Here is a 13,695-nt window from a genome sequence, read left to right as displayed (position 1 = left end):
CGGTGGAGCTACTGACCGCTCGTGCCCGCTCGTGACCGCTACCCGCCACGGTTACTGGCCCGTCGATGGCCCGGAGTGGTGGGCGAGGAACACCACTCGGTCGTCGGCCAACTCGTACGCCATCATGGGCGGGTAGTTGTGATCGCCTTCGGCGTATACGAGGACACGCTTGTCGAGGGTCTTGCCAAGTGTCCGCAGGAATCCGCAGAAGAGGTCCAGACGTTCCTGCCCCTGGATCTCGTGCAGGCTGACGTCGCTGTCAATCTCATCCGGGCTTGAGGGCCGAACGACCCACTCCATGTCAGGGGCGGGCCAGACATGCAGGGTCCGCAGCCAACCTTCGGGGTCGGCGGTGAACAGATCGGCTGCTGACGCAGGCGGCGGAAGCCTCTGCTCCGGGAAGTCGTATTCACACCGCCAACCCTGGGACCGAATCAGCCGGAGCAGGATCTCCCAGTCGGGCAGAGTCATGCCAGGCACGATGACGTCGGGCAGGCTGCCGTTTTCGTACGGGTCGAACCACTCTCTGACGTCGTCCCACCGGAGATCGCGCATCCGGCCATTGTCTTGGTCAGCGCCGGGGGTGTCACACGCTGGGGCTCACGCTTCGCGGATCTCCTCGTCGGGCAGTCGCCAGACCGTCCAGCCTCCCCGGACGGGGACAAGGTGGAGCGCCCTACCGGACGAACGACCTTGGCCCCGTCCGGGGAGGCTGGTAGCCCTTGTGGTGCCCGGCGAGGTGATCCGCCCCGGCATCTCTGAGGAGGGTCGGGGTTCCGGGCGGAGCCCCGAGGTCTTCTAGGTTCTGGTCGTCCGTCAGCGTGGCCGGCCGGCCCGGCCGATGCCGGCCGGAGGTCGCCAGCAGGCCGGGGCCGGGCCGGCGCGGCCCGCTTGCGGGCCGCCTTGATCGGCTGACGCCTCGCGATGTGCAGCGGTTCCTTACCGGGCTGCGGGGCAAGCTCGCGCCAGCCAGCATCATCAAGGTGCACGCGGTGCTGCGCGTCGCCCTGGCCGACGCAGAGCGGATGGACTTGGTCCCGCGTAACGTCGCCAAGGCAGCCAAGCCTCCGGCCCTCGGCAGAACCGAGCGGCGCGCTCTGACCCCCGAGGAAGCCAAAACGCTGCTGTCGGTGTTGACCGGGGACCGGTTGGAGTCGCTGTTCGTCCTAGCGCTGGCGACCGGGCTGCGGCGGGCTGAACTGCTGGGCCTGCGGTGGTCGGATGTCGACCTGCCGGGAAGGGCGCTGTTCGTTCGGCAGACGCTCCAGCGAACGGATCACGGGTTGGTGTTCGTGCCACCGAAGACGCACCGGTCGGCCCGTCCGCTGCCGCTGTCGGCTCTGGCCGTCCGGGCGTTGGAGGCACAGCGGGTGCGCCAGGCTAAGGAACGGCTTGCGGCCGGGGAGGTGTGGTCGGATCTGGGCCTGGTCTTCGCCAGCACGACCGGCACGGCGATGGAACCGCGGAACGTTAACCGGCGCTTCGAGCAGCTCCGCGCGGCGGCCGGGCTGGACTGGCTGCACCTGCACGACCTGCGGCACGCATTCGCCACGTTCCTGCTCGACCAGGGGGAGGAGCTGCGGACCGTTATGGAGCTGCTCGGGCACTCCACGATCCGGATGACGGCCGACACCTACGGCCACGTTCTGCCGGCGCGGGCTCGTCAGGCTGCCTCGGCCATTGACCGGATTCTGGGCCAGGAGGGGACGGCGCGACCGGCTTGGCTGTACGGATGGCTGTACTCGGACCGAGATCAACCGGGGAAAGTGCTGGTGGAGCCCAGGGGACTCGAACCCCTAACCCCTGCCTTGCAAAGGCAGTGCTCTGCCAGTTGAGCTAGGGCCCCGTGGGGCGGCTGCGATGCCGCCAACCGTTCGCGCTGAACCTCAGCGAAGGTCGGGGGAGGTGGTCGCCTCGTGCCACAGGGCGCGCTCGTCGTTCGACGCCTTGACCTTGTTGTAGACGACGGCAGCCACGCCGACGACGCCGGCCAGAATCAGCAGCTTCTTGAACATGGGGCGACCCCTCGCGCTCGACTACCGTCGGACGACGTGCGGTGGGGCTAGATGGAATCGAACCATCGACCTCAGAGTTATCAGCTCTGCGCTCTAACCGACTGAGCTATAGCCCCGCGTTGCGACGAGCAAGATTAACCCATCCGCTCGGTCGGACCCAAATCGGGGTCCGCGCCCGCGAGCCGGGTCGTCGTCGCCTGCAAAACCTACCCGAGTACGGGACGCCGGAGCGACCGCTTTACGCGGTGCCCCGGCGTCCCGGTCACTCAGTCCCGCTCGGCGAGCGTCAGCTCGATCCCGCCGACCAGGTCGGCGCAGACGTTGTAGACGAACGCTCCCAGCGTGGCCAGCGCGGTGAACAGCACCACGTTGACCAGGCCGATCAGCGCCGAGCTGAGGATCACGCCCTTGGCGGTGATCTGGAAGCCGCTGGTGCTCTGCCCACCGCCGGCGTTGACCAGGTCACTCAGGCTGTCGTTGACGCTCTGGAACACGCCCATGGCGTCCAGCGCCAGGTAGAGCACCGACGTGGCCACCACCACGACGATGAACAGCACCACCGACACGGCGAACGCGAACTTCATCACGGACCAGGGGTCGATCCGCTTGAGGTTCAGCCGGGCCCGGCGCGGCCCGCGGGACGCGGCGGAACTGACCGAGGTACGCGCGGCGCGTACCGCGTCGCCGACCCGGGCCGCCCCGACGGCCGACGGGTTACCGATGCCCGGGGGCAGCCCACCGCCGCTGGCCGGCCGGCCACCGCCGCCGGTACGACCCGGATCCGGCTGGGTCATGCCCGGGGTGATTCGCGGCTGGGTGCCGGTGGACCCGGCGGATGTCGCCTGCCCCGGCCTGGTGGGGATCGGCTGTGTGGTCGTCGGGCGGGCCGGCGGCGTCGCCGCTGCCGGGGGCGTGGCGGCGGACGTCGGCGCCTCGGCACCAGCCGTCTCGCCGTTGTCGCCGGACCCGCTGTCCTCGCCGGGCTCCGGCGGAGGTGTCATACCGGGAGCCCGGGTGAATTTCGGGGCAGGCGCGTCGGCGGGGACCGTTGCCCGGCCCACGGCCGCGCGGCCGGTCGCTGGTGTGCCGCCCTTGGCGGCCTCCTCGTCGACCGGGTTGGCCGAGGTCCCCGTGTTCCCCGACTTCGCCTGTGTCTCCGTCATTCAACTAGTCCTGTTCGTCAGGCTCGTCGGCATTGCGAGCAATCGCCACGATAGTCACGCCGTCCGGGAGGTCCATCAGCTTGACCCCCATTGTGTTCCGGTCACGCGTACGGCGTACAGGCTTCACCGGAGTCCGGATGACACCACCGTTGCTGGTGATCGCGAACAGCTCGTCGTCCGGGTCGATCACCACCGCGCCGACCAGACCACCGCGCCGTTCGGTGATCTTCGCAGTCAACACGCCCTTACCTCCCCGGCCCTGCACCGGGTATTCCTCGATCGGGGTCCGCTTCGCGTATCCCCCGTTCGTGGCCACCAGAACGTCCAGACCGTCCCGCACGACCTCCATGGCGAGCAGGACGTCGTCGTCCGTGAAACGCATACCGATCACGCCCGAGGTGGCCCGGCCCATCGGCCGCAACGCCTCGTCGGAGGCGTTGAACCGGATCGCCTGCGCCTTCTTGGAGACCAGCAGCAGGTCGTTCTCCGGCGCAACCAGCGCAGCACCGACCAGCTCGTCCTCATCGCGAAGGTTGATCGCGATGATGCCGCCGGAACGGTTGGAGTCGAACTCCTCGAGCCGCGTCTTCTTCACCAGGCCGTTCTTCGTGGCCAGTACCAGATAGGGGGCTACCTGGTAGTTCGGAATTTCGATGATCTGCGCGATCTGCTCGTCGGGTAGGAAGGCGAGCAGATTGGCCACATGTTGGCCCTTGGCTACCCTACTGGCCTCCGGCAGCTCGTACGCCTTGGCCCGGTAGACACGGCCCTTGTTCGTGAAGAACAGGATCCAGTCGTGGGTCGAGCAGACGAAGAAGTGGCTGACGATGTCGTCCTGCCGCAGCGTGGCGCCGCTGACACCCTTACCGCCGCGACGCTGCGAGCGGTAGAGATCGACCTTGGTCCGCTTGGCGTACCCCGTTCGGGTGATCGTGACGACCACGTCCTCGCGGGCGATGAGGTCCTCCATCGAGACCTCGCCGTCGAACGGGATGATCTGCGTACGCCGCTCGTCGCCCCACTTGGTGACGATCTCGCCCAGCTCCTCCGAGACGATCCGGCGCTGCCGCTCCGGCTTGGCGAGGATGTCCTTGAGGTCGGCGATCTCGATTTCCAGCTTGGCCAGGTCGTCGACGATCCGCTGCCGCTCCAACGCGGCGAGCCGGCGCAGCTGCATGTCCAGGATCGCGGTCGCCTGGATCTCGTCGATCTCCAGCAGCCGGATCAGGCCCTGCCGCGCTTCGTCGACGGTGGGCGAGCGCCGGATCAGGGCGATCACCTCGTCGAGGGCGTCCAACGCCTTGGCGAGGCCGCGCAGGATGTGCGCCCGCTCCTCGGCCTTGCGCAGCCGGAACGCGGTCCGCCGGCGGATCACGTCGATCTGGTGCTCGACGTAGTAGCGGATGAACTGCGCCAGGTTGAGCGTGCGCGGCACGCCGTCGACCAGGGCCAGCATGTTGGCGCCGAAGGTCTCCTGGAGCTGGGTGTGCTTGTAGAGGTTGTTCAGCACGACCTTGGCGACCGCGTCGCGCTTGAGCACCAGCACGATCCGCATGCCGGTACGGCCGGAGGACTCGTCGCGGATGTCGGCGATACCGGCGAGCTTGCCCTCCTTGATCAGCTCGGCGATCCGCTCGGCGAGGTTGTCCGGGTTGACCTGGTAGGGCAGCTCGCTGACGACCAGGCAGGGACGGCCCCGCTTGTCCTCCTCGACCTCCACCACGGCGCGCATGCGGATCGAGCCACGACCCGTGCGGTACGCGTCCTGGATCGCGGTTGTGCCGACGATCAGGCCGTGGGTCGGGAAGTCCGGGCCCTTGACGATGCCGAGCAGGGCTTCGAGGGTGGTCTCCTCGTCCTCCTCCGGGTGCTCCAGGCACCACTGCACCGCCGCGCCGATCTCCCGCAGGTTGTGCGGCGGGATCTTGGTGGCCATGCCGACCGCGATGCCCTCGGAGCCGTTCACCAGCAGGTTGGGGATCCGCGACGGCAGGATGGTGGGCTCCTTGGCCCGGCCGTCGTAGTTGTCCTGCAGGTCGACGGTGTCCTCGTCGATGTCCCGCAGCATCTCCATGGCGAGGGGGTCGAGCTTGCACTCGGTGTATCGCATGGCGGCGGCCGGGTCGTTACCCGGTGAGCCGAAGTTGCCGTTGCCGTCGACCAGCGGGTAGCGCAGCGACCAGGGCTGCGCCATCCGGACCAGCGCGTCGTAGATCGCCGAGTCGCCGTGCGGGTGGAACTGACCCATCACGTCGCCGACGACGCGGGAGCACTTCACGTAGCCGCGGTCCGGACGGTAGCCCGAGTCGAACATCGCGTAGAGGATCTTGCGGTGGACCGGCTTGAGGCCGTCCCGGACGTCCGGCAGCGCGCGACCGACGATGACGCTCATCGCGTAGTCGAGGTAGGAGCGCTGCATCTCCACCTCGAGCCCGACCGGTTCGATCCGGTCGTGCGCGACCACCGCGGCGATGGCCTCGGCGGGGACCTCGGGCTCGTTCGGTGTGGACTCGGGAGAATCGGTCACTGTATACCCTTATCAGACTCAGAGTCGTTTTCGTGCTGTGGATAACTGCTGTGGATACCGGCCAAGCTGTGGATAACTCTGTGGACCGCCGGATCGGCCGGGCACTGCCCGGCCGATCCGGCGCAGTCCGTCAGATGTCCAGGAACCGGACGTCCTTGGCATTGCGCTGGATGAACGAACGGCGCGCCTCGACGTCCTCACCCATCAGCACACTGAACAACTCGTCGGCGGTCGCCGCGTCGTCGAGCGTGACCTGACGCAGGGTACGCGTCGCCGGGTTCATCGTGGTCTCCCACAACTCGGGATAGTTCATCTCGCCGAGGCCCTTGAAGCGCTGGATGTCGTCCGGCTTGGCGTTCGGCTTCTTCTGCTGGCGCAGCGCGATGAGCCCGTCCCGCTCGCGGTCGGAGTAGGCGTACTGCGCGTCGTCGCCCTTCTTGTTCCACTTGATCTTGTAGAGCGGCGGGGCGGCCAGGTAGACGTGCCCCATCTCGACAAGCGGACGCATGAAGCGGAACAGCAGGGTGAGCAGCAGCGTCTGGATGTGCTGGCCGTCGACGTCCGCGTCGGCCATCAGCACCACCTTGTGGTACCGCAGCTTCTCCATGTCGAAGTCGTCGTGGATGCCGGTGCCCAGCGCCGTGATCAGCGCCTGGACCTCGTTGTTCTTCAGCACCCGGTCGATCCGGGCCTTCTCCACGTTGAGGATCTTGCCGCGGATCGGCAGGATCGCCTGGGTCCGTGGGTCGCGGCCCTGCTTGGCCGAGCCACCCGCCGAGTCACCCTCGACGATGAACACCTCGGACTCGCGGGGGTCGGTCGACTGGCAGTCGGCCAGCTTGCCCGGCATCGAGCCGGACTCCAGCAGCGACTTGCGCCGGGCCAGCTTGCGCGCCTGCTGCGCGGCGATCCGGGCGCGGGCCGCCTGGGACGCCTTCGTGATGATCATCTTGGCCTCGGCCGGGTTACGGTCGAACCAGTCGACCAGCCGGTCGTTGCAGACCCGCTGCACGAAGCTCTTCACCGGGGTGTTACCCAGCTTGGTCTTGGTCTGGCCCTCGAACTGCGGGTTGGCCAGCTTGACCGAGATGATCGCCGCGAGCCCTTCGCGGATGTCCTCGCCGGAGAGCTTCTCGTCGCCCTTGAGCAGCTTCTTGTCGGTGCCGTACCGGTTGACCACGCTCGTCAGCGCGGACCGGAAGCCCTCCTCGTGGGTGCCGCCCTCGTGGGTGTTGATCGTGTTGGCGAAGGTGTAGACCGACTCGCCGTACGACTCGTTCCACTGCATGGCGATCTCGAGCGACATGCCCTCCTCCTCGGCCTCGAACTCGACCACCGTCTTGTGGATCGGGCTCTTCGAGGCGTTGAGGTGCCGGACGAAGTCGGCGATGCCACCCTCGTAGTAGAAGGTGACCTCGCGCTGCCGGCCGTCCTCCTCCTCGGCCACCCGCTCGTCGAGCAGGTGGATGCGCAGGGCGCGGTTGAGGAAGGCCATCTCCTGGAGGCGCCGGTAGATGGTCTGGAAGTCGAAGTCGACGGTCTCGAACACGTCGGGGTCGGGCCAGAAGGAGACCGCCGAGCCGGTGCGGTCGGTGGCCTCGCCCTTCTCCAGCGGGCTCGGCTTGGAGTTGGTGTAGTGCTGCCGCCACACGGCGCCGGACTTGTGGATCTCGACGAACATCTTGGTGGAGAGCGCGTTCACCACGGAGACGCCGACGCCGTGCAGACCGCCGGAGACCGCGTACGCCTTGCCGTCGAACTTGCCACCCGCGTGCAGGATGGTCAGCGCGACCTCGACACCCGGCTTCTTGAGCTTCGGGTGCAGGTCGACGGGGAAACCACGGCCGTTGTCGGTGACCCGGACGCCGCCGTCGGCGAGCAGCACCACGTCGATGGTGTCGCAGTAACCGGCCAGCGCCTCGTCCACCGCGTTGTCGACGACCTCCCAGACGAGGTGGTGCAGACCACGCTCACCGGTGGACCCGATGTACATACCGGGCCGCTTGCGGACCGCCTCCAGCCCCTCGAGAACGGTGATCGACTCTGCGCCGTACTCCTGCTTGTCCTGCGCTGCCACCCTCGGCCACTTTCTCGCGTCGTCCACGCCGGTAGGGCGCGTCGGGCGCGGGTTCGGCGGACAGGACGCGACGTCGGCGCGCGGACCGGTGCCGGAGACCTCCGGACAGCGGGTCGAACGCGCCGGTCGCCGCGGTTGCCCGCGGATCGCGATCGGCTCGACCCGAGGTGGAGAATGAACCTGGGGCCACCGGCCCCGTCGCTCGCTCCGCACCGGGTCTTCGTCTCACCGTCAATCCTACTGTGCGCGGAGGACAGAACCGCCACTCGGCACCCTCAACGAGGCGGCTGAGATGTCCATAGCCGGCAGAACCCCGCTGCCCGCGACTCCCCCCACACGCCAGGCTCCGATCGCACGCGCCGCCCCCGGACGCGTTGACCCGCGCCGGGCGGGTCGGGGGTCGCGGCCGGCCCGCCCGTGCCGTACGTTTGCGGCGCCCCGGAACCGCCCTTGATCTTTACCGGCCGGAACCGGGACGATCGACCCGATCGACCCGACACGTGCTCTTTAAGAGGTGACAGATGGGGCTGGACAACGTCGCGGTGCACTGGCCGCGGACCGGCCGCTTCTACGATCCGGTCGCGCCGGCCGAGTTCGTCGACTTCGGCGAGATCGTCGACGTACCCCGAATCTCGGCGCCGACGGCGGCGCTGGCCGAGCTGATCGCGAAGACCGGGACGGTCCGCGCGACCGCCTACACCGAGTTGGTGGATCTCCTACTCGGCCTCGAAGGTGTGTTGTACGCCACAGATGCCGCCGCTGAGGACGAGGACCCGGTCATCGACCCGGACGGCTGCGCCTGGATCGCCGGCGGGATCGAGCGTTTCGTGACCAGCCACCGCACGTACGGCGATGCCGTCACCTTCGAGTCGGTGAGCGTCGTGCTGCGCGCACTGCTCGGCGACGGCCGGTTGGCCGAACAGCAGCTGCGGTGGCTGGAGAGTCGACTCGACGCGTTGCGCGACGAGAGCGGCGACCCGCCGCAGTGGAACTTCACCTGCGCCGAGTTGGGTGTGCTGGCCGCCTTCTACCGGCGCTGCGCCGAGCGCGGCTTCGCGATCTACGCGGACGCCTGACCGGTCAGGCGGCCACAGACCGGTCAGGCGGACGCCGGACCGGCCTGCGGGGTGGCGTGGTCACCGGCGGGACGGTTGGCCGCGGCGATCACCTGGGTGAGGACGGCGTGCAGCTGGTGCAGGTCCTCGATCGGCAGCCCGAGCCGTTCGACGATCGCGGCAGGGATGCGTTCGGCCTGCTTCCGCAGTGCCGTGCCGCTGGCGGTGAGGGTCACCGCCAGGCTGCGCTCGTCGGCGGCGTCGCGCTCGCGCCGTAGGTAGCCGGCCGCTTCGAGGCGCTTGAGCAGCGGTGACAGGGTGCCCGGGTCGAGTTGCAGGAGGCGGCTGAGGTCGCGTCCGGACAGCGGCGCGTGCTGCCAGAGCGCCAGCATGACCAGGTACTGCGGGTGGGTCAGGCCCATCGGCTCCAGCAGCGGCCGGTAGACGGCCACGACGCTGCGCGCCGCCACCGAGAGGGCGAAGCAGACCTGCTGTTCCAGTGCCAGCGGGTCGGCGCCGGCCGGTGCCTCGCTCATCTGTTGCCCTCCTGCCGCATGATCGCTATCGTACCGATCATTGGTACACCAACTGTTGGGGTACCAACCAACCGGTGGTGGCGGCGTGGAGGGCAGATGAGCGAGGGCGGCGCGGCGAAGAAGTCGGCTGGCGAGGGCGGCCGGTTCCTGCGGTGGGCGTACCGGTACCTCGCCGGCCCGGCCGAAGGCGTACAGGGCGCGGTCCAGGGCGGCTCGGCCGAGGCCCGCGAGGCATGGAAGCGCGACCTGGCCGAGCGCAAGCGCTACAGCCGGGAACAGCGCGAACGCCGGCGCGCCGAGCGCCGGAGCTGACCGGCCGCTCAGCCGTAGGTGTCCCGCGGCCCACGGCCCCGCACCCGACGCGGCCCCTTCTGCCACGACGGCGCGGCCGGGCCGTGAATGTGCAGTTTGCGCACCACGTTGTGGCCGACCTCGCTGGCGATCTGCTTGAGCAGCGACCCGGCCAGCAACCGCAGCTGCGTCGCCCAGGCGGTCGAGCGGGCCTCCACGGTCAGCTCGCCGTTCTCCAACTTCACCGGCCGGCTGTGCTGGGCCACCTCCGCGCCCACCACCCGCTCCCACGCCCCGAACACCGTGGCCTCGGCCGCCGGCTGCTGCCAGCCGCGCGCCTTCACCAGCCGGTTCAACACCGCGCCGAGCGGCTGCGGGTCGCGCGGGTCGGGGCCCGGACCGGAATAGCCACGCAGCCGCCGCCCGGAGCCACCGGCCCCGTCGCCACCGGCACTACCGCCCGGGGTACGCCGCGCGCGGGCCGCCGCCTGCCGGCGGGACAGCGCCGCGTCGAGGACCGCCCTGGCCAGCTCCGGCCCGTTCGCGGCCCCCGGCTGCGCCCCGCCGTCGGCACCGGCCGCTCCCGGCGCACCCGTCGTGGGGGCGTCGCCGGTCCGCCCGGCGTCGCCCCGGTTGGCACGTGGTTCATTCGACACGGCGGACCGTCCCCTCGCCGACCTGGTAGCGCGTGCCGCGCAGGGCCGCCGGCACGTCGTCGTCCACCGCGCACGTCACGAGCAGCTGACTCGCCCCACCGACCAGCTCCGCCAGCCGCTCCCGCCGCCCGGTGTCCAGTTCGGCGAAGACGTCGTCGAGCACCAGCACCGGCTCGATCCCGTCGGCGCGCAGCAGGTCGTACCCGGCCAGCCGCAGCGCGAGCGCGAACGACCAGGACTCACCGTGGCTGGCGTACCCCTTGGCGGGCAGCGGACCGAGGGTCAGCGCCAACTCGTCGCGGTGCGGGCCGACCAGGGTGGTGCCCCGTTCGATCTCGGCCGAACGGGACGCGGCCAGCGCCGCCGTCAGCGCCTCGGCCAGCGCCGCCCGGTCGGTGGTCGGCTCGGCCAGCTCGATCGAGGGGCGGTAGGCGATACCCGCCGCGCCCCGCCCGGCGGCCACCGCGTCGTACGCCTTGGCGACGTGCGGAGTGAGCGCGGCGACCAGCTCCAACCGGCCGGCGAGCAGCTCCGCACCGTGCTGGGCCAGGTGGGTGTCCCAGACGGCGAGCGTCCCGAGGTCGCCACCGCGCGAGCCACCCGTCTTGCGGGCCAGGTACGCGGTGCGCAGCAGAGCGTTGCGCTGCTTGACCACCCGCTCGTAGTCCGCCCGCACACCCGCGTACCGGGGCTGGCGGTTGACCAGGAGGTCGTCGAGGTAGCGGCGACGCTCCGCCGGGTCTCCCCGGACCAGCTCCAGGTCCTCCGGGGCGAAGAGCACCAGCCGCAGCGCCCCGAGCACGTCCCGGGCCCGTCGTGCCGGAGAGCGGCCCAGCCGGGCCCGGTTGGCCTTGCCGGGCACGATCTCCAGCTCGACCAGCAGCTCCCGGCCGTCGTGCACCACCGCGCACCGGATCACCGCCGAGGTGGCGCCCATCCGGACCAGCGGCGCGTCCGTGGCGACCCGGTGCGAGTCCAGGGTCGCCACGTACCCGAGCGCCTCGACGAGGTTCGTCTTGCCGACGCCGTTCGCGCCGATCAGGACGTTCGCCCCCGGCTGGAGGTCGACGGCCACCCGCTCGTACGAGCGGAAGTCGACAAGTTCCAGCCGGTGGACGTACACAGGGTGTGGATACCGCTCAGCGCTTGTGGACGGCGTGGCCACCGAACTGCTGACGCAGCGCGGCGACGGCCTTCATGGCGGGCGAGTCGTCCTGCCGGGAGGCGAACCGGGCGAACAGCGAGGCGGTGATGACGTTCAGCGGCACGGCCAGCCGGACCGCCTCGTCGACCGTCCACCGGCCCTCGCCGGTGTCCTCGGTGTAGCCGCTCAGCTCGGCCAGCTCCGGGTCCTCGTCGAGGGCACGGTCCAGCAGGTCGAGCAGCCAGGAGCGCACGACGGTGCCCTCGCGCCAGGACTTGAAGACGCCCGGCACGTTCGTCACCAGCTCGGAGGCGGTGAGCAGCTCGTAGCCCTCGGCGTACGCGTGCATCAGGCCGTACTCGATGCCGTTGTGCACCATCTTCGAGTAGTGCCCGGCGCCGACCGGCCCGGCGTGCACGAAACCGAACTCGCCCTCCGGCTTGAGCGCGTTGAAGATCGGCATGAGCCGGTCGACGTGCTCCTGGGCACCGCCGACCATCAGCCCGTAGCCGTTCTGCCGCCCCCAGACCCCGCCGGAGACGCCGACGTCGAGGTAGCCGATGCCGCGCTCGTGGAGCCGCTCGGCGCGGGGAGCGTCGTCGCTGAACCGCGAGTTGCCGCCGTCGATGATGATGTCGCCCTCGCCGAGCACCGCGGCGAGCTCGTCGATGGTGGAGTCGGTGACGCCGGCCGGCACCATGACCCACACCGCGCGCGGGGACTCGAGCTTGGTCGCCAGGTCCGCGAGGCTCGCCGCGTCGCTCAGCTGCGCGTTGTGGTCGAAGCCGACCACCTCGTGACCGGCCGCCCGCAACCGCTCACGCATGTTGCCGCCCATCCGGCCGAGCCCTACCAGGCCGAGCTGCATGTGTTTCTACCTCCGTGGATCTGGGTGTTGCTGGGCGCGATCAGCGGGACACGCGGATCGGCATGATGAGGTACCGGTACCCGGGAATGACCTCGCCATCCTCGCCGGCGGGTGAGATCACGGCGGGCTTGAAGGCGTCGACGAACGAGAGCATGGCGGTCTGCGCGCCGAGGTTGGCCAGGCCGTCGATGAGGTACTGCGGGTTGAAGCCGATGGTCAGCGGGTCACCAGTGAAGGTCGCCTCCATCGCCTCGCTGGCCCGCGCCTCCTCGGAACCGCCGGCCTCGACGACCAGGCCGTCGGCGCTGAAGCTCAGCAGCACCGGCGTGGCCCGCTCGGCGACCAGCGCGACCCGCTTGACCACCTCGATCAGGGTGCTGACCGGCACCCGGGCCTCGGCGTTGTGGGTCGCCGGGAAGAGCGAGCGCACCGGCGGGTAGTTCGCGCCGTCGAGCAGCCGGCTGGTGGTACGCCGGGTGCCACCAGCCAGGCCGACCATGCCCTCGCCTGCGGCACCCTGTGCGAGCGCGAGGGTGACCTCGCCGCCAAGCGGCCCGAGCGCCTTGGCGGTGTCGTTCAGGGTGCGGGCCGGCACCAGGGCGTTGATGCTCACCTCGGGGTCGTCCGGCCGCCACTGGATCTCGCGCAGCGCCAGTCGGTAGCGGTCGGTCGCCAGCATCGACAGCGTGTCGCCGGACAGCTCGACGCGGACGCCGGTCATCATCGGCAGCGTCTCGTCACGCCCGGCGGCGATTGCCACCTGGGCGACCGCCGTGGCGAACGCGGCGGCGTCCACCGTGCCGGCGCTCTGCGGCATCTCGGGCAGCGCCGGGTAGTCCTCCACAGGCATGGTGGGCAGGGTGAACCGGGCGCTGCCGCAGACCAGCTCCAGGTGCGCGCCGACCGCGGCGATGTCCACCGGCTTGGCGGGCAGCGCCTTGGTGATCTCGGCGAGCAGGCGACCGGAGACCAGCGCGGCGCCGTCGGCGTCACCCTGCACCTCGACGGTGACCTGGCTGGAGACCTCGTAGTCGAACCCGGAGACCCGCAGGTTGCCGTCGGTGACGCGGAGCATCACCCCGGCGAGCACCGGTACGGATGGCCGGTTCGGCAGGCTCTTCGCGGTCCACGCCACGGCCTCGGCGAGCGCGTCGCGCTCCACTCGGAACTTCATCAATGCCTCCGCGTCGACGTCAGCGACAACTCTCTCATGCCGACCGCTGCCTACCGTCCCGCCCGACCGTGCGGGTACCCATCGCACCTTAGGGCGCGGGGGCATCGGCTGTGCGCCCGACCCCGTGGATCGTGTCGGTGCTGACGTCTGCTTCGAGCAGCGTTCGGCACGATCCACAGAAAGCCCAAC

At 70.0% G+C, this 13,695-nt stretch carries 12 protein-coding genes, 2 tRNA genes and 1 pseudogene; 3 read left to right on the top strand and 12 right to left on the bottom strand.

Annotated features, from left to right (window positions below; all coding sequences use genetic code 11):
* Positions 1-51: 51 nt before the first annotated feature.
* A complete protein-coding gene (locus ABZS77_RS00995; RefSeq protein WP_354815169.1) occupies positions 52-555 on the bottom strand; it encodes a hypothetical protein in 504 nt (167 codons plus the stop codon).
* Positions 556-1,025: 470 nt separating this feature from the next.
* Here ABZS77_RS00995 and ABZS77_RS00990 point away from each other — a divergent pair.
* Positions 1,026-1,592, top strand: a pseudogene (locus tag ABZS77_RS00990) (site-specific integrase); the annotation flags it as partial.
* Between the two features lie 178 nt (positions 1,593-1,770).
* On the opposite strand, the gene ABZS77_RS00985 reads toward ABZS77_RS00990, so the two are convergent.
* The 6 genes from ABZS77_RS00985 to gyrB all read right to left on the bottom strand — a co-directional run bounded on the left by ABZS77_RS00985 (position 1,771) and on the right by gyrB (position 7,782).
* A tRNA-Ala gene (locus ABZS77_RS00985) sits at positions 1,771-1,846 on the bottom strand.
* A gap of 40 nt (positions 1,847-1,886) precedes the next feature.
* Positions 1,887-2,015, bottom strand: a complete 129-nt coding sequence (locus ABZS77_RS00980) for a DLW-39 family protein (protein ID WP_354815166.1) — start codon at positions 2,013-2,015, stop codon at positions 1,887-1,889.
* A 42-nt stretch (positions 2,016-2,057) separates the two neighbouring features.
* Positions 2,058-2,131, bottom strand: a tRNA-Ile gene (locus tag ABZS77_RS00975).
* 150 nt (positions 2,132-2,281) lie between these two features.
* Positions 2,282-3,178 (bottom strand): DUF3566 domain-containing protein, encoded by an 897-nt coding sequence (locus ABZS77_RS00970; RefSeq protein ID WP_354815163.1) that lies wholly within the window; start codon positions 3,176-3,178, stop codon positions 2,282-2,284.
* A gap of 4 nt (positions 3,179-3,182) precedes the next feature.
* Complete coding sequence (gene gyrA / locus ABZS77_RS00965; protein ID WP_354815160.1) at positions 3,183-5,705, bottom strand: DNA gyrase subunit A; 2,523 nt, start codon at positions 5,703-5,705, stop codon at positions 3,183-3,185.
* Positions 5,706-5,835: 130 nt separating this feature from the next.
* Complete coding sequence (gene gyrB, locus ABZS77_RS00960; protein WP_354815157.1) at positions 5,836-7,782, bottom strand: DNA topoisomerase (ATP-hydrolyzing) subunit B; 1,947 nt, start codon at positions 7,780-7,782, stop codon at positions 5,836-5,838.
* 521 nt (positions 7,783-8,303) lie between these two features.
* On the opposite strand from gyrB, the gene ABZS77_RS00955 reads away from it, so the two are divergent.
* Positions 8,304-8,858: a hypothetical protein gene (locus ABZS77_RS00955; protein ID WP_354815154.1), complete on the top strand. Its 555-nt coding sequence runs from the start codon at positions 8,304-8,306 to the stop codon at positions 8,856-8,858.
* Between the two features lie 23 nt (positions 8,859-8,881).
* Here the strand turns inward: ABZS77_RS00955 and ABZS77_RS00950 are convergent, their stop codons facing one another.
* Positions 8,882-9,373, bottom strand: a complete 492-nt coding sequence (locus tag ABZS77_RS00950; RefSeq protein WP_354815151.1) for a MarR family transcriptional regulator — start codon at positions 9,371-9,373, stop codon at positions 8,882-8,884.
* A gap of 96 nt (positions 9,374-9,469) precedes the next feature.
* On the opposite strand from ABZS77_RS00950, the gene ABZS77_RS00945 reads away from it, so the two are divergent.
* Complete coding sequence (locus ABZS77_RS00945; RefSeq protein ID WP_354815148.1) at positions 9,470-9,685, top strand: hypothetical protein; 216 nt, start codon at positions 9,470-9,472, stop codon at positions 9,683-9,685.
* An 8-nt stretch (positions 9,686-9,693) separates the two neighbouring features.
* On the opposite strand, the gene ABZS77_RS00940 is transcribed toward ABZS77_RS00945, so the two are convergent.
* Genes ABZS77_RS00940 through dnaN form a run of 4 tightly spaced genes read right to left on the bottom strand, consistent with a single transcriptional unit; the run spans position 9,694 to position 13,506 of the window.
* Positions 9,694-10,320, bottom strand: a complete 627-nt coding sequence (locus ABZS77_RS00940) for a DciA family protein (protein WP_354815145.1) — start codon at positions 10,318-10,320, stop codon at positions 9,694-9,696.
* Positions 10,310-11,443 carry a DNA replication/repair protein RecF gene (gene recF / locus ABZS77_RS00935; RefSeq protein WP_354815143.1) on the bottom strand — a complete coding sequence of 378 codons (1,134 nt, stop codon included), beginning with the start codon at positions 11,441-11,443 and terminating at the stop codon, positions 10,310-10,312. The genes ABZS77_RS00940 and recF overlap by 11 nt, the downstream gene beginning before the upstream one ends.
* A 16-nt stretch (positions 11,444-11,459) precedes the next feature.
* The gene (gnd, locus tag ABZS77_RS00930; RefSeq protein WP_354815140.1) at positions 11,460-12,332 is read right to left on the bottom strand and encodes a phosphogluconate dehydrogenase (NAD(+)-dependent, decarboxylating); all 873 of its coding nucleotides are present in this window, start codon (positions 12,330-12,332) and stop codon (positions 11,460-11,462) included.
* Between the two features lie 40 nt (positions 12,333-12,372).
* Complete coding sequence (dnaN, locus tag ABZS77_RS00925; protein ID WP_354815137.1) at positions 12,373-13,506, bottom strand: DNA polymerase III subunit beta; 1,134 nt, start codon at positions 13,504-13,506, stop codon at positions 12,373-12,375.
* Between the last annotated feature and the right edge of the window lie 189 nt (positions 13,507-13,695).

The organism is Micromonospora sp. NPDC005298, from assembly GCF_040607375.1.
Lineage (GTDB): Bacteria > Actinomycetota > Actinomycetes > Mycobacteriales > Micromonosporaceae > Micromonospora.
This window is presented reverse-complemented; position numbering and strand designations above follow the sequence as displayed.